Source organism: Pseudomonas sp. CFBP 8772 (genome assembly GCF_014841665.1).
GTDB classification, from domain to species: Bacteria; Pseudomonadota; Gammaproteobacteria; order Pseudomonadales; family Pseudomonadaceae; genus Aquipseudomonas; species Aquipseudomonas graminis_B.
Window position 1 is genome coordinate 231,502 of the sequence record NZ_JACYUI010000003.1, and the last position, 22,832, is coordinate 254,333.

The 22,832-nt window shown below is 60.7% G+C and carries 17 protein-coding genes; all 17 read left to right on the top strand.

Translation table 11 applies throughout. The features are described 5' to 3' along the window. Positions 1 to 136: 136 nt before the first annotated feature. The 17 genes from tssH (at position 137) to IFT99_RS08075 (ending at position 22,760) form a co-directional block, all read left to right on the top strand. Positions 137 to 2,773 carry a type VI secretion system ATPase TssH gene (gene tssH / locus IFT99_RS07995; protein WP_192131380.1) on the top strand — a complete coding sequence of 879 codons (2,637 nt, stop codon included), beginning with the start codon at positions 137 to 139 and terminating at the stop codon, positions 2,771 to 2,773. Beyond that, positions 2,773 to 5,307 (top strand): type VI secretion system Vgr family protein, encoded by a 2,535-nt coding sequence (locus IFT99_RS08000; protein WP_192131382.1) that lies wholly within the window; start codon positions 2,773 to 2,775, stop codon positions 5,305 to 5,307. Before tssH ends, IFT99_RS08000 begins: the two co-directional genes overlap by 1 nt. Before the next feature lie 135 nt (positions 5,308 to 5,442). Further along, a complete protein-coding gene (locus tag IFT99_RS08005; RefSeq protein WP_192131385.1) occupies positions 5,443 to 7,470 on the top strand; it encodes a lipase family protein in 2,028 nt (675 codons plus the stop codon). A gap of 4 nt (positions 7,471 to 7,474) precedes the next feature. Next, positions 7,475 to 8,269, top strand: coding sequence for a hypothetical protein (locus IFT99_RS08010; protein ID WP_192131387.1), 795 nt, complete (start codon positions 7,475 to 7,477; stop codon positions 8,267 to 8,269). Positions 8,270 to 8,304: 35 nt separating this feature from the next. After that, on the top strand, positions 8,305 to 9,144 hold the full coding sequence (locus tag IFT99_RS08015; protein ID WP_192131389.1) for a hypothetical protein: 840 nt from the start codon (positions 8,305 to 8,307) through the stop codon (positions 9,142 to 9,144). Continuing rightward, positions 9,141 to 9,932, top strand: coding sequence for a hypothetical protein (locus tag IFT99_RS08020; RefSeq protein ID WP_192131391.1), 792 nt, complete (start codon positions 9,141 to 9,143; stop codon positions 9,930 to 9,932). Before IFT99_RS08015 ends, IFT99_RS08020 begins: the two co-directional genes overlap by 4 nt. Beyond that, positions 9,932 to 10,774: a hypothetical protein gene (locus IFT99_RS08025; RefSeq protein ID WP_192131393.1), complete on the top strand. Its 843-nt coding sequence runs from the start codon at positions 9,932 to 9,934 to the stop codon at positions 10,772 to 10,774. The genes IFT99_RS08020 and IFT99_RS08025 overlap by 1 nt, the downstream gene beginning before the upstream one ends. Further along, positions 10,774 to 11,598: a hypothetical protein gene (locus IFT99_RS08030; protein ID WP_192131395.1), complete on the top strand. Its 825-nt coding sequence runs from the start codon at positions 10,774 to 10,776 to the stop codon at positions 11,596 to 11,598. Before IFT99_RS08025 ends, IFT99_RS08030 begins: the two co-directional genes overlap by 1 nt. A gap of 185 nt (positions 11,599 to 11,783) precedes the next feature. Further along, positions 11,784 to 12,050, top strand: a complete 267-nt coding sequence (locus IFT99_RS08035; RefSeq protein WP_192131397.1) for a PAAR domain-containing protein — start codon at positions 11,784 to 11,786, stop codon at positions 12,048 to 12,050. A 2-nt stretch (positions 12,051 to 12,052) separates the two neighbouring features. After that, positions 12,053 to 13,210 (top strand): hypothetical protein, encoded by a 1,158-nt coding sequence (locus IFT99_RS08040; protein WP_192131399.1) that lies wholly within the window; start codon positions 12,053 to 12,055, stop codon positions 13,208 to 13,210. Between the two features lie 197 nt (positions 13,211 to 13,407). Next, complete coding sequence (locus IFT99_RS08045; RefSeq protein WP_446731126.1) at positions 13,408 to 16,575, top strand: ImcF-related family protein; 3,168 nt, start codon at positions 13,408 to 13,410, stop codon at positions 16,573 to 16,575. Continuing rightward, complete coding sequence (gene tssA / locus IFT99_RS08050; RefSeq protein WP_192131405.1) at positions 16,572 to 18,182, top strand: type VI secretion system protein TssA; 1,611 nt, start codon at positions 16,572 to 16,574, stop codon at positions 18,180 to 18,182. The genes IFT99_RS08045 and tssA overlap by 4 nt, the downstream gene beginning before the upstream one ends. A 22-nt stretch (positions 18,183 to 18,204) precedes the next feature. Continuing rightward, entirely contained in the window at positions 18,205 to 19,974 is a 1,770-nt protein-coding gene (gene tssF / locus IFT99_RS08055) for a type VI secretion system baseplate subunit TssF (RefSeq protein ID WP_192131407.1), read from the top strand. Then, on the top strand, positions 19,938 to 21,029 hold the full coding sequence (gene tssG / locus IFT99_RS08060; RefSeq protein ID WP_192131409.1) for a type VI secretion system baseplate subunit TssG: 1,092 nt from the start codon (positions 19,938 to 19,940) through the stop codon (positions 21,027 to 21,029). Before tssF ends, tssG begins: the two co-directional genes overlap by 37 nt. Continuing rightward, entirely contained in the window at positions 21,010 to 21,546 is a 537-nt protein-coding gene (tssJ, locus tag IFT99_RS08065) for a type VI secretion system lipoprotein TssJ (RefSeq protein ID WP_192131411.1), read from the top strand. Before tssG ends, tssJ begins: the two co-directional genes overlap by 20 nt. Positions 21,547 to 21,549: 3 nt before the next feature. Next, on the top strand, positions 21,550 to 21,990 hold the full coding sequence (gene tssE / locus IFT99_RS08070) for a type VI secretion system baseplate subunit TssE (RefSeq protein WP_192131413.1): 441 nt from the start codon (positions 21,550 to 21,552) through the stop codon (positions 21,988 to 21,990). After that, positions 21,987 to 22,760: a type VI secretion system ImpA family N-terminal domain-containing protein gene (locus IFT99_RS08075; protein WP_192131415.1), complete on the top strand. Its 774-nt coding sequence runs from the start codon at positions 21,987 to 21,989 to the stop codon at positions 22,758 to 22,760. The genes tssE and IFT99_RS08075 overlap by 4 nt, the downstream gene beginning before the upstream one ends. Positions 22,761 to 22,832: the final 72 nt, after the last annotated feature.

Here is a 22,832-nt window from a genome sequence, read left to right on the forward strand (position 1 = left end):
TGGGTGGAGCGTCCGTTCGCGATCGCTGCGCCAAGCACATCTACACGGCACGTTTCCCGAGAAAAAACAGCGACGCGCCGACCGCTCAATGGTTTAGTCGCCGCTTATTACTCTTTCCGTTCAAGGACGATGACCCATGGCACAGAGCTCCTCCCGTTTGCTTCGCCGTCTCAACCCTTTCTGCGCCCAGGCCCTCAGTGCGGCGGCAACGCTGTGCCAGAGCCGCGGCCACGGCCACATCACCATCGAGCACTGGCTGCTGAAACTGCTGGGGCAGGGCGACGGCGATCTAGTGCTGATCGGGCGGCGTTATGAGTGGGACATCGAGGCGCTGTGGAGCGGCTTGCTCGACCACCTCGACCGCCTGCCGCGCAGCGTCCAGGCCAAGCCGCAGCTGTGTGACAACTTGCAGCGGCTGATCAAGAACGCCTGGGTGCGTGCTTCGATGGAAGAGGACAACGAGCAACTGCGCTCGGCCCACGTGCTGGGCGCGCTGCTCGAGTCTCCCGACCTCCTCGCATGCGTGGAGGCCTGGCCGTTGCTCAGCCTGAGCGAGGTGCAGTTGCGCCATTTGCTGCCGTTTCTTGACGAGTATTCCGATGAGCGCCCACAGCCTGGGCAGGGTCTGGACGTTGAACCGGAGATGGCTTCGGTAAAGATCTCGCCTGCGGATTCAACGGCGGAAAACCCTTCGCTGGCCAGGTTCACCCAGGACATCACTGATAAGGCGCGCAAGGGTGAGATCGACCCTGTGCTGGGCCGTGACGACGAGATTCGTCAGGTCATCGACATCCTCAGCCGCCGGCGCAAGAACAACCCGATTCTGGTGGGCGAGCCCGGTGTCGGCAAAACCGCGCTGGTGGAAGGGCTGGCCCTGCGCATCGTCGAGGGCAACGTGCCCGCCAGCCTCAAACCGGTCAGCGTGCGCACGCTGGATCTGGGCCTGTTGCAGGCCGGCGCGGGAGTGAAAGGCGAGTTCGAACAACGCCTGAAAGACGTCATCGAGGCCGTGCAGCAGGCCGAGCATCCGGTGCTGCTTTTCATCGACAAAGCCCACACGCTGATCGGCGCGGGCAATCAGGCGGGGGGCGCCGATGCCGCCAATCTGCTCAAACCCGCCCTGGCCCGTGGTGAACTGCGCACCATCGCTGCAACCACCTGGAGCGAATACAAGCAGTATTTCGAACGTGACCCGGCACTGGAGCGACGCTTCCAGATGGTCAAGGTCGACGAACCGGACGACGCCACGGCGATGGTCATGCTGCGCGGTTTGAAGGCCCGCTACGCCAGCCACCACGGCGTGCACATCGAAGACGCGGCGATACAGGCGGCAGTGGTGCTGTCGCGCCGCTATCTGCCCGGTCGGCAGTTGCCGGACAAAGCCGTCGACCTGCTCGACACCGCCAGCGCCCGGGTGCGCATGAGCCTGGATTGCGAGCCCCAGGCGCTAATCGCGAGCAAGGCCCGGCAGTCCGCGCTGGAGCAGGAACGCCAGGCGCTGCAAGACGATCAGCGCGTCAACGGACGCAATGCCGATGAGCGTCTGACGGCCATCGCCGCGCAGCTGTTATCCCTGAGCGGTGAGCTGGCGCGACTGCAGGACCAGCACGCCCACGAACTCGATCTTGCGCAGACGTTGCTCGCTGCTCGTCATGCCGAAGTCTTTCACCCCGAGACCTGCACGGATTTGCAGGCCCAGCTCAAGGCGGTTCAGGGCGATGCACCGCTGCTGTCGCTGGATGTCGACGATCGCAGCGTCGCCCAAGTCATTGCCGACTGGACCGGCGTGCCCCTGAGCAGCTTGCTGAAAGATGAACAGGCCAGCCTGCTCACGCTGGAACAGTCCCTGGCCGCGCGGGTGATCGGACAGGACCGCGCGTTGACGGCAATGGCCCAGCGTCTGCGCGCCGCGAAAACCGGCCTGACCGAAGAAGACTCGCCGCTGGGCGTGTTCCTGCTGGTCGGCAGCAGCGGCATCGGCAAGACCGAAACCGCCCTGGCGCTGGCCGACACGCTGTTCGGGGGCGAGAAAGCGCTGATCACTTTGAACCTGTCCGAGTACCAGGAAGCCCACACCGTCAGCCAGTTGAAAGGCGCACCGCCGGGTTACGTCGGCTACGGGCAGGGCGGCGTGCTCACCGAAGCGGTGCGCCAGCGCCCCTACAGCGTCGTCCTGCTGGACGAAGTGGAAAAGGCCCACCGCGATGTGCTCAACCTGTTTTATCAGGTCTTCGATCGAGGCTTCATGCGCGACGGCGAAGGGCGCGAAATCGACTTCCGCAATACCGTCATCGTCATGACTTCCAACCTGGGCAGCGACCTGTTGCAGGACTACCTGCTGGCCAACCCCGAAGCGTTCGACGGAGAGGTACACGAGCAACTGCGGCCGGTCCTGCGCGAGCATTTTCAGCCGGCGCTGCTGGCGCGTTTCCAGACGTTGATTTACCGGCCGCTGCAGGCGCCGGCGCTCAAGCGCATCGTCGCAATCAAGCTGGGCAAAGTGGCAGAGCGGTTACGCCGGCATTACGGGCTGGACTGCCGGATCGACGAGCGCCTGCATGATGCGCTGGTGGAGGCGTGCCTGCTGCCCGACAGCGGCGCGCGGAACATCGACAGCTTGCTCAATCAGCAGATTTTGCCGGTGCTGAGTCAACAGCTTTTACAGCGCCAGGCGGCGCGATTGGCGACGCGGGGCGTGGTGCAGGGGCACTGCGAGGAGGACGGTATCACCCTTGAGTTTGTCGAGTCCCAGGCTTCGGTGGAGGGCGAATGATGAACGATGCCATCGGGGTGTTTTTCGACCATAGCCGTCACAAACTCGTCGTTCATAACCTGCCTGTGACACTCGACGTTTTAGCCTTTGAAGGTGAAGAACAGCTGAGCCAGCCGTTTCTTTATCGCGTGGAATTTACCTCGGTTGAGCGAGACATCGGCGCCGAGCGGATGCTGGGCCAGGATGCGCAGTTCAGTCTGCATGCGGCGGCCCACATGTTGCCTGTGGCGATTCCTGGGTTGCGGGTGCCTCGGGTTGAAGCGCTGCGTACGTTGCATGGGGTGGTTACCGGGTTCAAGCGGCTGTCCGGCTCGGCTGATGAAGCGCGCTATGAAGTGACGCTGGAACCGCGCCTGGCGTTGCTGGCCCGTGGGCGGCAGTTCCGGATCTATCAGCATCAGTCGGTGCCGCAGATTGTCGAGAGCATTCTGCGTACGCGCCATGACTTCCAGGGGCAGGACTTTCTGTTCACGCTGGTGCGGGAGTACCCGGCGCGCGAGCAGGTGATGCAGTTCGGCGAGAGCGATCTGGCGTTTATTTCCCGGCTGCTGGCCGAGGTGGGGATCTGGTACCGCTTTAGCAACAATGAGCGATTGGGTATCGAGGTCGTCGAATTTCACGATGATCAGCGGCATTACGTTCGGCCGCGGGTGAGCTTGCCGTTTCGGCCGCAGTCCGGGTTGGGCAGCAGTGACGCGGACGGGGTTTGGGGGCTGCAGGTCAGTCATGAGGTGGTGGAGCAGAGCGTTCACTTTCGTGCCTACCACCATCGTGACGCCGGTGCGTGGCTGGATGGGGATGTTGATCAGACGCGTGGTGATACCACGACTTATGGGGAGGCTTATCACTATGCCGAGCCGTACAAAGCGCTGGGTGACAAGCTCGATCAGGATGAAGATTTAGAGGGTGAAAGCGGGTTTTTCTTTGCCCGGTTGCGGCACGAACGGTATCTCAATAACCAGACTCGGCTGACCGGGATTAGCAGCAGTGCATCTCTGGGACTGGCCCAGGTGCTGGCGATTTCCGGTGGGGCGCCGCAGGCGTTTGAGCCGGGAGCGGTGCTCACAAGGCTACGGTTGCGTGCGGCGCGGGATCGCAGTTTTGAGTTGAGCTTTGAAGCGATTCCTTATTCGGAGAACGTGTGTTTTCGGCCGCCGTTGCTGGCAAAACCGCAAATTGCCGGGACCGTTCCGGCGCGGGTCACCAGCTCGCTGGCCAACGATCCCTACAGCCACATCGACCGCGAAGGCCGCTACAAGGTCAGCTTTCTGTTTGACCGCGACAGCTGGGAGCTGGGCGAAGAAAGCCTGTGGCTCAGATTGGCCCGTCCGTATGCCGGGGATACCCACGGCCTGCACTTGCCACTGATCTGCGGCACCGAAGTGGCGATTGCCTTCGAGCAAGGCGACCCGGACCGGCCCTACATCGCCCATGCCCTTCACGATAATCGCCATCCCGACCATGTGACGCTGCTGCGCAGCGACTACAAACGCAATGTCCTGCGCACGCCGGCGAACAACAAGCTGCGCATGGAAGATGATCGCGGCAAAGAACACATCAAACTCAGCACCGAGCACAGCGGCAAGAGTCAGCTGAACCTTGGGCATCTGGTCGACAACGAGAAGGATAAGCGCGGCGAAGGCTTTGAATTGCGCACGGATGGCTGGGGCGCGATTCGGGCCGGGCGTGGGGTGTTCATCAGTGCGGATGAACAGACCAGGGCCCACGGGCAGCAGCTCGACATGGACGCTGCAATCGAGCAGCTTGAAAGCGCGCTGTCGTTGGCCCGGTCCATGGCTCAAGCCGCGCGGAGTGCCCAGGCCATTGCCGCCGATACCAGCGGCCACGAACAACTCACCGCGGCCCTGACCAACCTGACCGAGCCCGGGCTTCTGCTGCATGCACCGGCCGGCATTGGCGTGGTCAGCCCCGAGGCTGTTTTGCTGTCCTCCGGCCGTGACAGCGTCGCCATCGCGTCGTCGCGCTCGACCAACATCAGCGCGGGACATGACATCACCGGCACGGCCGAGGGTGCGATCAGCCTGTGCGCTGTGACCAAAGGTTTCGACCTAAAAGCCGTGGATGGGGATGTGCAGTTGCACGCCTACGGCGGCGCGATGCACGCGCTGGCGAATGACCAGATAAAAATTGAAAGCCTGGCCGGCCGTGTCGAGATCAGTGCGCCCGAAGAAATCGTCTTCAGCTGCGGCGGCGCATTCATCCGCATTAAAGATGGCGATATCGAGCTGGGCGCGCCAGGGAACATCCATCACCGGGCCGCTTACGTCCTCAAGGGCGGTGCCACCACGCTGACCACCCCGGCGACACCGATACCGCCGGGCTATGCCGCGGGCTACACCCTCAGCGAACCCGATAAGGATTACGCGCCCTTCGCCCGTTACCTGATCACCACCCAGGAGGGCGAGCGGTTCGCCGGCGTGACCGATAAGGACGGCAAGACCATTCCGGTCCACACACTGTTGCCCGGGAAGGTGGTGATCGAGTTCCCCAATGACAAGCACGATGAGCAGTGACCACCGCTCAGGGGCCCCGTCGCCCAAATGGTTTGCGATCTGCATCGCAACGGCTACCGACACCGCGCCTGCCGCCAGGCAATCGGCCGCGACAATTTATCACCGCATCAAATCTTCAATCAGGAAGGACCCGGCATGAAAGACAGACAGCACCAGACGGACATTTTTTGCACCTACAAGCCTGTGGCCATCGGCCCCCAGAAAACCCATTGGGTTGAATTTCAACTGGTGGACGAGCGCGGCGAGCCGCTGGCTAATCTGCCGTGGCGGGCGACCAACCAGGCAGTGCGGGATGGCTGCGTTGCTGAGTACTCGGGGAGCACCGATGCCCAGGGTGTCATTCGGCTTGAGGATCTTTATCCGCTCGACGTAACACTGCTAATGCCGGCGGCGCCGTTGGCTGACGTTCTGCAACAGCGGCGGTTGCGCGCGGTGCGTCCGGAGCCCGAGCGGCCGGGTGCAAGTGACAGCAAACCTCTGTACGGAAAGCAGCGTCCCGGGTTTTCGCCGGTGGAAAAGCAGGCACATGAGCAGGGGCATGCCTATCAGTATCTGCGAATAGGACAGTTGTGTGATGAGCTGCCGAAGTTCAATCCGCCATGGCCAGAGCTGGATCCGCCACCGGCTTATCATTTTCCGGACGCTGAGTTTTCAGGGTTTACGGTGCAATACGAAGCGCTGAACTGCCGGCATGTCTTGGAAGTTTGCCCGCTACGGGCTTGGTCGTTGGTGTTGCATCATCAGCCTGAGTACAGCCTGGCGAATGCCTACAACTTGGGGCTGATGAGCATCTTGTCGTACAGCAACCGCGCGGAGACTTTGTACGGTTCGCCTCAGGAATTTTTCGCGCAGCAGTGCCTTGATCTGTCGCGAACTCCCAAGGTATGGGACGGGGGGAAAAATTGGCCCTGTCTGGTGACTGACGTACCGTTCGATGATCGTTACCAGCGGTGCGAAGTATTTAACACCGCAACAGCAGACGTCCCTGAAGGCGATACCCAACTTTTCTACGTCAGAAATTCCACTCAGATGATGGTCGCGTGGCGGGGGACTGACTTTGATCGGATAAGCGTCCCTGACCTACGCACGGACCTGACCTTCCGCCCCGTCAAGCCTGAGCTAACGCCTGCATGCGCGCCTTCGGTTCCATGCGCGGATCTCGCACCTGACGGTCGTATGCATCTCGGATTCAGTGAGGCATACAGGGTCGTGCCGAGACTCTTTCCCTTCCGCTTTAAGGAAGATCTCCCGAGCCGTCTCGAAGGACGGAAGTTATACGTTTGTGGGCATAGTCTTGGCGGCGCTTTGGGATTGATCCACTCAGCGACACTTAAGGACCAGAATCCGCTGTTGTACACCTACGGAATGCCCCGTACGTTCACCCTCAATGCGATACGTGGTTTAAACGAACTCTGGCACTACCGTCATGTAAATGACACTGACACCATTCCCAGTGTTCCACCTGAGGCGGACCTCGATAACCAACTTTACAACCTATATGGCCCCTTAGGTACAACGTTGGGTTTTACATGGTCGATGGGCCAGACCCTCATGAACAATCTCATTAAATCCGGCGATCCGTACGGCCACCACGGCGAGATTGCCATGCTTTATCGCGTAGAACAGCACACGCAGAGGCGTGGCTCTTCCTACCCCGCATATCGAAGCAAAGATGGTTTCGGAGCGCCTTATTACAACACCATAAAAACGCGACTACCCGAGCGGCCAACCTTGTATCTAGTGCCAAGTCTCGACATGACAGCAAGTGAAAATAGCGAACAGTCACAGCTCCAGTTCATGAAAAGTATGAATGCCGAAATGCGTGAACAATATTTTCCACCTTACAAAAACCCCAAGCCGGGAGGGCTGCTGGGTATAGGTAACCACATGATGGGCGAATATATGGCGCACATAACCCGCCGACTACTTACAGCGATTAAACCTAATTGGAAACCGCTGCTTGCTGCACCGTCCGAGTTCGAGCGTTTCAAGAAACAGATGGAAGAGCATGGCAGCACTTCGCCGAAAGATGAACATAAGCGTAATCGCTGGTTCCTGCTGATGCACGAGGAAGTCGATGCGGCATTGAAGGAGACACGGCAGTTGGATGGTGGAGTCGAAGCGCTCGAACGCCTTGATTCCATTGCACGTGTGCGGGGATGAGCTAATGAGCCATTTAGCGGTTCAATTTAAAGCTTCTCTGCTGTGTAGTGCGCTGTCAATCTCGGTGAGCGGCTGTGCAACGGACCGTAGCCTGTCACCACTACCAGACGGGGAAAAGGTGACGTTTACGATCAAGGTTCCAGCAGAATTAAAACCATACGATATGCGTGTTATGTATCGATCGGCTAAATGCCAGCGTGTTGGTCATGATGCAAGCGGCAAACCTGAAATGCTGGACGGGCACAGTTCTTTTGAGACCGTCTTCCAGCCAGGTCAACCAGAAAATATGTATAAAGCGACGCTTTTTGTTAATGGTGGCGGGCCGTGCGAATGGCGTTTAAGTAATGTGATGTTCGGAGTGACCTACCGTGACCCCGGTCGCTTTGGCGAAAATGTTCTAGTTGGCGGGGGAGGCGGAGTAATAGTCGTATTCGATCATAACAATCCACAGCTTAGTTTGGGGGGGCGTGTGGCAGTTGAGGGTTCAGAGTTGAAAATCGTCAAGGATTACTATCTTTGGCTAAACGAGAGATATACCGGAGGATATGTAAAGCGTGCCAGCTTGTCGGGATACGGAAGCGGTTATCTTACATATGAAGCGAGGCAAGCAAGAAATATTTATTTTGAACCGGTGTTTCATCCAGAGTTTGTGGTTACGTCTGTAGCGCCCAAAAAACACGCAGTCGGAGATTTCATTAAGTTTTTTTATCCGGATGGGACAGTCGAGTCCGATCCGGAAGGAAGGCCCAACTTTAAAAAAATGCAGGAAATCCGCCTGAAAGCGGAAGCGAAGAGATGATGGGGCACACGGTAAACAGGCGCTTGGAGGGTGTCATGAAGGCCGTAACGGGATCCGTAAGGCCTTCAGCTTTGTTCTTTTTGTTGCTAACTGTGATTGGCGGATGCTCAAAGGACTACACAATGGCTCCATCGCCGGAGGGCGAGAAAGTTACGATTACGATAAATGCTCCGCAGGAGTTAGCGCCTGAGGTGCTGCGTGTGATGTATCGATCGGCCAAATGCCAACGTGTAACCCATGACGCACATGGTCAGCCACAAATGCTTGACGGCAACAACTCTTATGAGGGGAGGTTTGAGCGTAGTGGTGAAACAGGTATGTATCATACAGAGCTATTCGTGAACGGAGGAGGGGCTTGCGAATGGCGCCTAAGTAATGTGGTATTCAGCGTTGTTTACCGCACGCCCGAAAGATTTGGAGAAGGCGTAGTGTCCGGTGCGGGCGCAGAAGTAATCGTGGTTTTCGATCACAACAGCCCCCAGCTCAGAGTTTCGGCGCCAATGGCGGTAACCGGTTCAGAGTTAAATGTCGTGAAAGATTTTTACCCTTGGATTAAGGAGAGTTACATTCGGGGGTATATAAAACGTGTGGATCTTTCTGGAGGGGGTGGTGGTGATTATACCTATTACGCGCGTCAGGCTAGGACCGTATATTTCGAACCCATTCTGCATTCAGATTTTGTGGTGTCTTCTGTGGCACCCAAAAAACACATCGTTGGGGATTTCATAAAGTTTAAATACCCTGACGGAACAGTAGAGTCTGATGGGAGGTCAGAGCCTAACTTTGAAAAAATGCAGAAAATCCGCGCTGAAAGCGGAAACAAAAGAGTGAAGTCGCCCGCTGCCCCACCGCCTGTATTGAGAAATCTTCCATGAATCATGCTAAGTCATATTTGAAGACTTCGGTTTTGTGCTTCGTATTGCTCACTTTCCTCGGCGGCTGCGCGAAAGACTACAGTATGAACCCACAGCCGAATGGTGAGAAGGTCGAAATCGTTATAAAGATGCCTGAGGAACTGGAGCTGACACCTCTGCGAGTCATGTATCGCTCGGCTATATGCCGCAAAGTTGTCCATGACGGTGACGGTAGGCCTGAGTCCCTTGAAGGATATAACGGTTACGGTTCGGAACTAACGAGGCGTGGGGCCACAGAGTTCTATGAGGCGAGGTTGTTCATCGATGGAGGCGGTCGCTGCAAGTGGCGTCTTAGTAACGTCGTATTTGGCATCAAATACCGTCCTCCAAGTCGTTTCGGAGAAAGTGTAACGCAGGGCACGGGCGGCACGGTCATCATAAAATTTGATGGTAATAGAGCGCAGCTTAGCGTCGGAGGAACAAGGAAAGTGGTGGGCCCCGACTTAAAAATCGTGAAGGATTACTATCCATGGTTAAGCGAGAAGTTTATCGATGGTTATGCGAGGCGTGCGAACTTGTCTAGTGAGAATCGCGGTTATCTTAACTACGAGGCTCGGGAAGCGAGGTCCATATATTTTGAGCCGGTACTGCATTCAGATGTGGTAGTGACATCTGTGTCGCCAAAAAAACACGTCATTGGAGACTTCATGAAAGTCTACTATCCCGATGGCTCTGTGGAATCCGATTGGCGAGCGAGGCCTAACTTTGAAAAAATGCAAAAAATTCGTTTGGCGGCGGAGGCAAAATAATGAAGCCGCTCATTATGCCTCATCGTCCTAAGGAACCTTATATGCATCACGCGACGCTATACGCAAAAACTCCACTCTTATGCCTTGCGCTGCTCGCACTCTTAAGCGGTTGTGTAAAAGACTATAAAGTTCTGACTCCGCCGCCCGACAGCGAAAAGGTAAAAATTGTTATAAAAGTGCCTGCAGAGCTTGAGCCCAAAACTTTGGTTGCCAAGTACGAATCGGCCAGATGCCGAATGTTCGTCGACTTACCCACTGTGAGCCGTATGCAGTTTCCAGGATCAAACTTCCAGAATTCGAAGTTCACCAGGCAGGGAGAAACTGATTTCTACGAAGCAGAGGTATTCGTTGATGGCGGCGGTGAATGTGAATGGCAACTAGATAGCATCGAGTTTGGGGTCGTGTATCGTATTCCTAATCGTTTTGCAAAAAAAGTAACGGCTTATTATGGTGGGACAGTTATAGTTAGGTTTGACGGGCAGCACGCACCCTTTAATACGGTTGATCAGTTTATCGAAGGGCCGGACCTGACAATCGTAAAGGATTACTATCCATGGGTAAGGGAAGCCTATGAACTCGGTTACTACGATAAGAGCGTAAATCTGGCCAGAGAGTATGAAAGTTATCGTGCCTACAGGGCTCGGGACGCAAGAAACATCTATTATGAGCCGGTGCTGCATTCAGATCTTGTCGTGACGTCGACTTCCCCGAAGAAACGCGTCGCTGACGAAATCGTCACGACAACATTTCGCTACCCCGACGGAACGGAAGAATCCAATCGGGAACTTGAGCCAGACTTTAAGAAAATGCAGGAAATTCGCTTGAAGACGGAGGCGAAATAATGAACTTGCTCAGCGCCGCGAGATATCTTCAGGGCGATCAACCGAATCCGAAAGCTTCAAGCTTCAGCGCTTTACTCATAATCATAACGGTGTTTGCATCGCTCAGTGGTTGCGCACTCGACTACGAACTCCATCCGGACACGGAGGGGGAGAGAGTCACGATGACGCTTAAAGCATCGGAAGGGTTAGTCCCGCCGCCCATGGCCGTGGGTTATCTATCGACGATCTGCGAAAACGTTTATGAGGGGCCTGATGTATTCGGCAATATCAGGGAGCAGCGTGTAGCGTTCAAACGGCGCGGGGAGGGCAATGTCTATGACGCCGATTTCGCTGTTGACGGTGGCGGGATGTGTAGGTGGCGCGTGGCTTACGTGAAGTTTGGGGTACGTCCTCAATGGCCTGAGCGCATTGGCGAAGGTGCGGTAGTGGGAACGGGAGGTGATGTCCTGGTCGTGTTTCAGCATAACAATCCGGATTTTCCGTCTGAAGGGGTTAAAAATGTGGTGGGCACCCATCTTGATATAAAAAATAATTACTACCCATGGTTAAAAGATGTCCTAAAGAAGGATTACGTCAAGAGGCTTAATCTGGTGGGTGAAGCGGTGCCTTACCAGACTTACCTGGCTCCCCAAGTGCGAAACATAAACGCTGAGGCAGTGCTTCACGCCAAGTATGTCGTGACATCAAAACAGCCAGAGTTCAAAGGCATCGGAATTCACCCTGCCTTTATTTATCCAGACGGGACTTCGGGCCCAGATGACAGCGATACGCCAGATTTTCCCACGCTTGAGGCCATTCGTTTAAAGGCTGAAGCCAGACGATGAGGACAAGTAATAACTTAACGTGTCACTCCTGATCTTTATATCGGTCATCAAGTCGGTGAGTACAGGCCCGCACCGTTAAAACCCGGCACGTATGACACGCACGCGCAACCCATGAGCTCGCCCAGGGATGCGCTCGCGCGGAATAAATACACGGCTTCATCAATTCATTAACAAAGGATCTTTCAATGTCACAAGGATTCGTATTGTTGGGTGACAAGACCACCCACGGAGGAGCGGTAATTTCCGCATCGTCTACTCATATCACCCAGGGCAAAGCAGTCGCTCTGGTGGGGGATAGCGTCATGTGTCCCATACCCGGACATGGCGTTAATCCCATTATTGAGGGTTGTGCCGACTGTTTAGAGGATGGCCGTGCGCTGGTGGTCGATGGTTGCCACTCGCTGTGCGGTTGCCAGGTCATTTCCAGCGCACCTGACTGGGCGGTGGATTGAAGATGGCGTGGCAACGTGAATACGTGCAAGCAGGGCTCGCACCCAAACCGCCTTCACCGGTTCGCTGGCTGCTGATCGTGGTTTTAGCGGGGGCAGCGGCTGTGCTGATGTTCCTGCTCTACGTCGTGGTGCCTGAATTGCAGGCGTTAAACGTATGGGCGCTCACCGCCTCGCCGTTGGTGGTGGCGATTCTCGCGCTGGCGGCGCGGGTGCACGCTTACGGTGGCGCTCTGGATGAGTACAGGCTGCTGCAGGAGCGGTCCCGGCTGGCACAGGTCGCCTGGGCGGAATGGGGTCAGCGTTACATGGCAGTCATGGGTGGGCTTGTTCTTTTGCCCGAGCATTTGTCTGCGGTGGCGATCATGAAACTGCCCCATATGCCTGTCCCACACTCAGGCAAAGCCCGCCGCATCGTTGGCCTGCCGAAGGGCCAACAGGGCCGGGCCATGGCAGGTCTTGCCCAATTGATGGGTTCGCTGTCGACAATACTGGCGCCGCTGCCACCGAGTAAAAGTCTCAGGGTCACTGTCCTGACCGATGCGCCACAGGATGAGCATCCAGCATTGGCCGACGCCTGCCAGCAGCACCTGTCCGATCTCACCCCGTCATCCACCCTCACCGGCGTCCACGTAACAACCCAGTTTTCCTTCGCTTGGATGGAAGAAACACTTAAAACCCCACGCGACGCCGTCGACCTCATCCTCGTCGTCCAGGCCCACGGTAAAGAGGCTTACTCCGACGGACTCGCCGCGATCCTGCTGTGCGCCGACGCGGTCGCCAAAGCCCACAAGCTGCCCATCGCCGCGCGCCTGTTGCGCCCGATGCCCCTCGACGTCGATTCCCTGGAAACCGACTTCACCACTTTCCTCCAGATTCAGGCCAAAGCTCGCGATGCAACAGGCGTTTTGGCCGACGGCGCCGACTGGCACCCGGAAACCACCCTATTACTGGCGTCAGCCGCGCGAGAGGCTGCAGCGCTGTCGGTGGACCACCGCTGGATTCTGGAAGCCTTAAATGGCGTGCCGGGCCCCTGCGGTCCTTGGCTGCTGGCAGCCCTCGGCATCGAGATGACCAGGCTCGCGAAGCAACCCTTGTTGTTACTGAGCAGCGAAGACAAAGGCCGCTGGATCAACACCGTCACACCGGGAGACATCGCATGAAATCCATGATCGGCAATGGCTGGCGTCGCGCGGGTGGCGCGGTATGGCTTGTCGCCTTCGCAGCGGCGCTGGGCTGGCTTGTTTACACCTATGGCGCAACGGTCGGACTGACGGAGAGACATCAGCAAATCACGGTGTTCCTGTTGCTGATGGTGATCGCGCTGTTGGTGCAGACCCTTCCTCGTGCGCTGGCGCTGATGAAGGCCCGCCGCAGCGTCGAGCGGCAGAAGGGCGACGGCGTATTCCCACCGGAGGAGTCGTCATCCAACCCGGAAACCAAGAAACTCCCGGGCGTCGCGGAACTCCAGGAGCACCTCGACCACCAGTACAGCGCCTTCCAGCGCACCCGCACCCGCTTCATTCTGGTCGTCGGCGAGCCCGAACAGATCGAAGCCATCGCCCCAGGCCTTGCCGATGCCCAGTGGCTCGAAGGCCAGAACACCGTGCTGCTCTGGGGCGGCAGCCCGCAAACCCAGCTCTGCAAAACCGCTACCCGCTGGCACGCCGTAACCCAGCGGCGGGGCCTGGACGGCGTGGTCTGGGCCCTTGATAAGCAGCAAAGCGCCAACGCCGCGACGATGGCCAGTGGCGTCGCCGGTTTGCAGCAACTGGCGCGAACCCTGGGCTGGCAGTTGCCGCTGCACCTGTGGGAGGTCTGCGCGAGCCAATGGCCGCAGCACACCCGTCCGCGTGAGCCGGTTGGATCGTTGCTGGCCGCGCGCGTCACCGGGTCGCAGCTGGAAACGTCTCTTGCCCGTCTGGATGAGCCGCTGCGCAAACACGGCCTGGACCAGATGGAAGAAAGCGCGGACCACGACTTTCTCTTGCGCTTGTCCCAACAGCTGAAAGTGGAGGGCATCGCCCGCTGGCGTCAGGCGCTGACGCCGTTGCTGGGCAAGTTTGCGCGTGGAGTGCCATTGCGCGGGCTTTGGTTCAGCTTGCCGGCGCAACCCACCCACACCGCTGACCATTTGTGGCTGCCCGATCCAGCGTGGGGGGGCGTACTCCAAAACCAGTCACGCCAAACCCGCCGGCTAGGATGGCCCGTCACGCGCATCAGCTACGCACTGGCACTGGGTGCCGCGCTGATCTGGGCAGCAGGCCTGCTGCTGTCGTTATCCACCCACCGCGCCCAGATCATCGACATTCAGTCGTCCCTCGCGGCCGTGCAGCCTTCGGGCAACGGCGATGAGCCGTTGCTCGCCCTCAACGCGCTGATCCTCGAAATGGGCAGGCTGAAGGACCGAGCCCGGCGTGGCGAGCCGTGGTACCAGCGCTTCGGGCTGAGCCAGAACGATGCACTGCTCGCGGCGATGTGGCCGCGCTATGTGGAGGCCAACAACCGGCTGATGCGCGACCCGGCGGCGGAGAATCTGAAGCGCCAACTGGCATCGCTGGTGGCATCGCCCGCCGACAGTTCGCGGCGGGCGAAAGGCGCGCACAACGCTTACGTACAGCTCAAGGCCTACCTGATGATGGCCCGGCCGGAGAAAGTGGATGCGGCGTTTCTGGTGACAGCACTGGGTCATGCCGAGCCAACGAGAATGGGCGTGGCGCCGGGGTTGTGGAAAGGGCTGTCGCCCACGCTGTGGCAGTTTTACGCCGCGCAACTGGCGGCCAATCCGCAGTGGCGCATCGAGCCAGATAACGCACTGGTGGCCCAGGCGCGGCAGGTCTTGCTGGTGCAATTGGGCCAGCGCAATGGCGAAGCCAGCCTTTATCGGCAGGTGCTGGAGGCCGCCGCGACCCACGCTCCCGATCTCGGGGTTGAGCAGATGGTCGATGACAAAGAGGCGTGGCCGCTGTTTTTCACCGAGGCCAGTGTGCCGGGGGTATTTACGCGGCAGGCGTGGGACGGGCAGGTGCGTCAGGCGATCGATGACATTGTCGAAGCCCGACGCGAGCAGATCGACTGGGTGCTCAGCGATCGGGAAAGCAGCGCCTTTGCCGACACCTCGCCCGAGCAGCTCAGAGCGCGCCTGACCGAGCGCTATTTCCATGATTACTCCGGTGCCTGGCTTGAGTTTCTCAACAGTGTGCAGTGGCGACGGGCCGACAGCCTGGCCGACGTCATCGACCAATTGACGCTGATGAGCGACGTCCGTCAGTCACCGTTGATTGCCTTCATGAACACCCTGGCCTGGCAGGGGCAGGCCGGCAATCGCAGTCAGGGGCTGAAGGACTCGCTGGTGCAGTCGGCGCAGAAGCTGATGGGCAGCGAACGCTCGACCCGGGTGTCTGCCATCAGCCAGCAGCTCGACACGACGGCCGGGCCGCTGGATCCGACCTTCGGCCCGCTGCTGGGGTTGTTGGGCAAGGACCCGGAAGGCAAGGGCGGCGATGACGACCTCAGCCTGCAAGCGTTCCTGACCCGTGTGACCCGGGTGCGCCTGAAGTTGCAGCAGGTCAGTCACGCCGCCGATCCCCAGGGGATGACACAGGCCATGGCGCAGACGGTGTTCCAGGGCAAGAACATCGACCTCACCGACACCCGCGCCTACGGCGAGCTGCTCGCGGCCAGTCTCGGCGAGGAGTGGGACGGCGTGGCCCACGCGCTGTTTGTCCAGCCGCTGGATCAGGCCTGGCGCAAGGTGCTCGAGCCATCAACGGTGGCCCTCAACCGGCAATGGCAGCAAGGCGTTGTGGATGAATGGGACCAGGCGTTCCTCGGTCGCTACCCCTTTGCCGCTACCGGCAGCGACGCTTCGTTGCCTATGCTGGGCAAAATGATTCGGGCGGATTCGGGGCGTATCGAGCAGTTCCTCCAGCGCGAGCTGACCGGCGTGTTGCGCAAGGACGGCGGTCGCTGGGGGGTGGACCCGGCCCACGGCCAGGGCCTGCTGATCAACCCGAAATTTCTCGCGGCCGTCAATCAGCTCAGCCATCTGGCCGACGTGCTCTACACCGACGGCGGCATGGGCATCAGTTTTGAGCTGCAGGGCAAGGCGGTGCGCGACGTGGTGCAGACCACCTTCGTGCTCAACGGCGCGCGGCATCAATACTTCAATCAGAAAGAGAGTTGGCAGCGATTTGCCTGGCCCGGCAGCAGCGATTACCCCGGCGCCAGCCTGACCTGGACCAGCGTGCGCAGCGGCGAGCGTTTGTATGGCGACTTTCAGGGCGCCTGGGGGCTGATCCGTTTGCTGGACACCGCCACCGTCAACGCACTGGACGACAGTGACAGCCGCTACCGCATCACGGTGCCGGCGCCGGATGGTCTGGACCTGACCTGGCACATGCGCACCGAGCTGGGCGCGGGGCCGATGAGCCTGCTGGCGCTGCGCAATTTCAAACTGCCGCGACAGATCTTCCTCAACGGGATCGCCAGCGCACCCACGTCATCGCGCGCCGAGGTGATCGAATGAGCCTGCAAACGTTGATCGCCACGACGCTGGGTGAGCGTGACGCGGTGGGCCTCGCCAAGGCCCAGGCTGAACACTGGACAGCGTGGCTGGCACCGATCAGTGCCGAGTCCGCCGTGGGTCAGGACCCCGGCTATGACGATGATTTCCAGAGCATGCGCGAGGAGGTCAACAAACTTTCCGGAGCGGACGCCGATCGGGTCGTCTCGCTGGCGGAAAAGCTGCTCAAAGGCGCGTGCAAGGACCTGCGCGTGCTCACCTATTACCTGTGGGCGCGCCTGCAGCGGGACGGCGAGTCCGGGCTGGCGGAAAGCCTGAACCTTCTGGCCGCGATCATCGAACGCTACAGCGCCGACGTGCTGCCGGCGCGTCCCAACAGTCGCAAGGTAGCGCTGGAGTGGCTGGCGAGCGCCAAGGTGCTGGACAGCCTGACGCTGTACCCGGAAGTGGTGAAAGCCGAGGCCGAGCGCACAGTCGCCGCGCTCGCGTGGCTGGATCAGGTGCTGCAAGGCTGGCCTGCGCAACAACGCCCGGAGCTGGGCGCGCTGTACGCGGCGCTGTCGGCACGGCTGGCCCAGGCCGGCGGACTCGACGCCGTGGTGCCGCAGTTCAGCGCCAGCCATGACGCTGCGAATCCTCAGGCCACCCAACACGCCGCCCCCCATGGCGTCGGCCCCGCGCCAAATACCATCCGCTCTGGCCGTGATCTGCTGGACAACGGCCGCACGCTGGCCAGCTATCTGCGCGAACAACCCCAGGGCTGGCTGGCGGCCCATCGGCTGATGAAAAGCCTGCGCTGGGACACCGTGCACCAGTCGCCGCCCCACGACGCGAGTGGCCGAACACGATTGGCACCGCCCCGGGGCGAATACCGCGCGCAGCTCAAACGGCTGTACCTGCAACAGAGCTGGAACGAGTTGCTCGATCAGGTGGAGCGCATATTCGCCGAGGGCGTAAACCATTTCTGGCTCGACCTGCAGTGGTTTCTGTATCAGGGGCTGAGCCGGCAACCTGCGCCATTCGAGGGCTGGGCACGCATCGTCAAGGAGGACCTGGGCCTGCTCCTCGAGCGCCTGCCGAGCCTCGAAACATTGTGCTGGGACGACGGCTCGGCCTTTGCCGATGAGACCACCCGCGAGTGGATCGAACAGCACGTCAGCACCCAGGGCGCTGCTGCCTGGTTGCCCGCGCCGGCCGCGTTCAACCCAGACGACGCCGACATTCTGGCCCTCGAAAGCGAGGCGCTGGCCCAGGCCGACCGCGACGGCGTCGAGGTGGCGCTGGGCTGGCTCGACACGCGCCCCGACATTCACAGCGGCCGGCAGCGCTGGCTGCTGCGCCTGCTGATGGCGCGGGTCGCCGAGCAGTACGGCAAAAGCGAGCTGGCGTTGCACCTGCTCGGCGAACTGGACGCCACGGCCCAGCGCCATGTCCTCGCCCAGTGGGAGCCTGCGCGTGTGTTTGAAGTCAAGGCGCGTTTGCTCAAGTTGTTGCGTATCAAAGCCCAGCGCAGCGACGCCGACAAGGTTGCGCTGGGCAAACGCATGGAGCCGCTGCTGGCGGCTCTGGTGGCCATGGACCCGGTCCGCGCGGCAGTGCTGTGCGGCTGACACTCACAACCAGGAGGTTTCTTTGAACACGGACAATCTGACCCTGCGCTATTTCGATGCCGAAATGCGCTACCTGCGCGAGGCCGGCAAGGAGTTCGCCCAAGCGTTTCCCGACCGCGCCGCCTCGCTGAATCTGGACAAACCCGGTGCCCACGATCCCTACGTCGAGCGGCTGTTCGAAGGCTTCGCGTTCCTGATGGGGCGCCTGCGGGAAAAGCTTGACGATGACTTGCCGGAGCTGACCGAAGGTCTGGTCAGCCTGCTGTGGCCCCACTACTTGCGCACCATTCCCTCGCTGTCGATCGTCGAGTTGCAGCCCGACGTGCACCAGATGAAGCAGAGCGAGGAGGTCGCGACAGGCTTTGAAATTCAGTCGCAACCCATCGGCCCCCAGCGCACGCGCTGCAGTTACACCACCACCCAAGCGTTGACCCTGCGTCCGCTGGCGCTGGATTCGGTGCGCCTGGCCCAGGAGCCGGACGGCCGCTCGGTGATCCGCCTGCGTTTTTCCTGTGGTGCGCTGAGCCATTGGGGCCAACTGGACTTGCGCCGCATCCCGCTGTACCTCAACGCCACGCCGGCGGTAGCCAATGCGCTGCACCACGCGCTGACCCTGGGCACCCAGGCCCTCTACGTGCGTCAGCCCGGGGACGCCCAACGTCAACCGCTGCAGGGGCGCTTTGCGCCCAAGGGCTTCAGCGATGACGACCGGCTCTGGCCCAAGGGCGACAGCGCCTTCAGCGGCTATCAGTTGCTGCTGGAGTACTTCAGTTTTCGCGAGAAATTCATGTTCGTCACCTTGCACGGGCTCGAGAACATGAGCATCGCGCCGGACGCGCCGTGGTTCGAGCTCGAGGTCGTGCTGAATCAGGCGTGGCCCCACGGGCTTGCCCTGAGCGCGGAACAGATTCGCCTGCACGCCGTGCCGGTGATCAACCTGTTTGCGCTGGAAGCTGACCCGCTGTCCCTGGACCCTTTGCAGACCGACTATCTATTGCGGCCGATGCGTCTGCAGGACGGCCACACCGAGATCTATTCGGTCGACCGGGTGACAGCGTCCCGGGGTTCCGGGCGGGAGGCCTACGTGCCGTTTTCCAGCTTCCGGCACAAGGGCGGCATGCTCCGCGACGAGGCGCCCGAGCGCTATTTCCACACCCGCCTCAAGCGCGCAGCGAACGGGCTGCATGACACGTGGCTGATACTGGGAGGAGAGGGCGCCGACGTCGATCGGCTCGCCGAGCGCGCGTGTCTGTCCCTGCGGCTCACTGGCACCAACGGCCAGTTGCCGCGAAAAGCGCTGCAAAGCACGATCCTCGACACGCCGTTGCACGCCACCCAGGCAGGCCTGCGGGTGCGCAATCTGTGTGCGCCGACCCTGCCGTGCTACCCGCCGAGTCGCGACCGTTTTCACTGGCGAGTATTGAGCCACCTGGGCTCGAACTTCCTGCCGATGCTCGACAGCGCCGAAGTGCTGCGCGGCACCCTGGCGCTTTACGACTGGACCGGCAGCGAGCTCAATCGCCGGCGTCTGGAGGCCATCGTTGACGTCCGTCACCACCTCATTCAGCGCTTCGAAAAAGGCTTCCTCCTGCGCGGGGTGGACATCGAAGTCACCCTCGACGCCAACGGTTTTGCCGGCGAGGGCGACATCTGCCTGTTCGGCGAAATGCTCAACCGGTTCTTCGCGCTGTACGCCGACATCCACCTGTTCACCCAGATCACCCTGATCCTGCAACCGACCGGGAGGAGCCTGCGATGGAGCGAAAACCACAGCCAGCGGATTCCCGGTTAAGACTCGTCGAATGGCTCGATGCCGTGCAGGGGCGGGTGGCAGAGGCGAGCGTCTACCGTTTCTGCCAGTTGCTGGAAAGCGCTGCGCCCGGCCAGCCGTCGTTGGGCAGCACGGAAAACCCGAAGGATGATCTGGTGCGTTTCCGGCCTGACCCCGGCATGGGCTTTCCGGCCAGTGAGCTCAAAGCCGTGGAGTGGTCGTCTGAGGATCAGCCACTGCCTGCGACCGTGCGCACCCGCTTGCTCGGCCTCTATGGCGTGGATTCGCCGCTGCCGACGCGCTACCTCGACGACATCGCGCAAAAGCGGGAAGGCCACGAGGCGCTGGAGGGGTTTCTCGACATCTTCAACCATCGGGTCTTCACCCAGTTTTACCGGATCTGGCGCAAGTATTCGTACCCGGCCTCATTTGCGCCCGCGGGTGCCGACCCGACCTCGCAATGCCTGTTCGGGCTGATCGGGCTGGGCATCCCCGGCACGGCAAAACGTATCGCCACGCCGCTGTCGCGCTTTCTGGCGCTGCTCGGGGTGATGCGTTTGCCGACCCGCAACGCCGAGGGCATTTCGGCGCTGGTGCATTTGCTGGCGTCTCAGACCCGGGTGTCGATCGCGCCGCACTGGCCGCGAAACATCGCCCTCGCCACGCCGGCCAGCCTGTCCTCCGCACGGCCGGTGAACCTGTCCCAGGGCACGCCGCTGGGCAGCGTCGGTCGCGACGTCAACAGCGAACTGTTGCTGACACTGTTCACCGCCGACCACGACGAGGCGCGGGAATGGCTGCCCGGCGGCGGCTTGCACAGCGACCTGCGGGTGCTGCTGCAGGTGTATCTGGGCTGGCGCTGTACGGCGCGGTTGCGCTTGTCGCTGCCGATTGATTGCCTGCCGGTGTCAGCGCTGAGCGGACGCGGCGTGCTGCTGGGCATGACTGCAGGGCTCGAGTTGAAGGGCCGCGCTGCCGGGGAAAACGACACGATCACTATCCATTTGGGCCGTTATCAGGGGCTCCACCTCAACCCTCAGGAAAGAGAAACCACCCATGTCGCCTATGATTTTTAGAGCGTTGAACCTCTGCGCCTTCGGGCTCCTCGTCAGCGGCTGCGGGGTCACGCAGAGCGTGTCGGACTCCACCGCGTCCATGACCCGGGCGATCTTCTACAAACAGGTCAGAACACTGCGTCTGGACTTCGACGGCCGCCAGGCCCTGAACACCGACGGCACGGACATGCGCGCCTTGTCGGTGCCGGTGATGGTGCGGGTGTACCAGCTGCGCGACGGCAAATCGGCAAGCAAATCCACCTACGACGACCTGCTGCGGGACGCCGACCGCCTGCTCGGCGCTGACCTGCTGGATCAGCGCTCACTGGTGATCAAGCCGGGGGAGGGTGCGCAGCTGGATGTGCCGCTGGACGAAAACGCCGGGGTGGTCGCCGTCGTCGGGTTGTTCCGCGAGCCCGATTCACAGGCCAACGACTGGCGCATGCTGCTCAACCGCGACGACCTCGACCCGGACCGGCCACGGGTTATCGAACTGGGGGAAAGCCGCCTGACGCTGCGCCCCCTGGCCGAGGGTTGAGCCATGACCGAGCTCAACCCGTCGCTCTACGAAACCCTGCTGCAGAATTTCACCGGTGAACTCGATCTGGCCCGGGTGGCGGAGGACGACCAGTACGTGCTCTCGGTGCTGGACAACCTGCAGCGCATTCTCAACAGCCGCGCGGGCACCCTCGCGCACCTACCCGATTACGGCCTGCCGGACATGGGCGCCGTGCTCGAAGGCTTGCCGTCTGCCGCCCATGGACTGATGCGGACCATCGCCGACACGCTTCTTAAATACGAGCCGCGCCTGTTGTCGCTGCACATCGAGCTGTTGCCGCAGACCGAACCGGGCCATCTGGTCTACGCCCTCGACGCGACGCTGGAAGGCGAGCGCACCGCGACGTTCGGCACGACGTTGAGCCCGGAGGGAAGGGCGGTGGTGCGTCATCTCAAGCGCCATGATGTGCGGGCCCTCCCGTGAGGCTGACAGCGCGCGCGATGACCCAGGGCTTCGCCATGGAGATCAAGGCCGGCGGCGATCCGCGGGAATTGCCGGACTACCGGAGGTTGTGCATTGAAATGGCCCGAATGGGTCACCCGGCCTGCCCTGATGTGGACTGGCAATCCATTGAACAGTGCTGCCTGGCCTTGTTTGCCAGCCATGGCGCGGACCTGCAAACGGCGGCGGCTTATGCCCTGGCGCGCAGTCACCTGGCCGGAGTGGACGGGATGTTCGAAGGCGTGGCGGTGCTGGAGAGCCTTTTGCGGGCAGACGCCAAACCCTGGCCCCGAGGGGTATCGGCGCGGGCGGAAATCCTCAGCGGAGTGTTCGGCTCGTGGCAAGCGGTGCTGCGGGAACTGGACATCAACCCTTGCGATCGGGCAGGCCTTAACCTGCTGAGCACGCGGCTTGGGTCGCTGCGCCAGACGCTGGTTGAGCAACATCCGCAATCCCTCATCGCGCTGGATCGGTTGCACGAGCAGATCGGACAGCGGGTGTCACGTCTGGAGCGCGATGCCCAAGCCCTTGGCGTTATCGGGCATCAGGCAGCGCGAGCTTCAACGCTGCCCACCTCAGCGGACTCCCCGGTGCAGCGCGCAGTGCACGGCTCAACGCAGCGCAACCGGCCCGGCACGCAAAGGAAGGCCACGCCCCCCAATCCGCCCCTCCAGCAGCGTCGAGCGCTCCGTATCGGATGGCTCGCTGCCGCGCTGTTCGGCTGTCTCATCGTTCTGGCCGCAGGCTATTAATGTGCGTTGACCCCACACTTTCCGCGGGGTCGGTCGCGCACGGAATGTACCGCCCGGCTGAACCTTGGCATT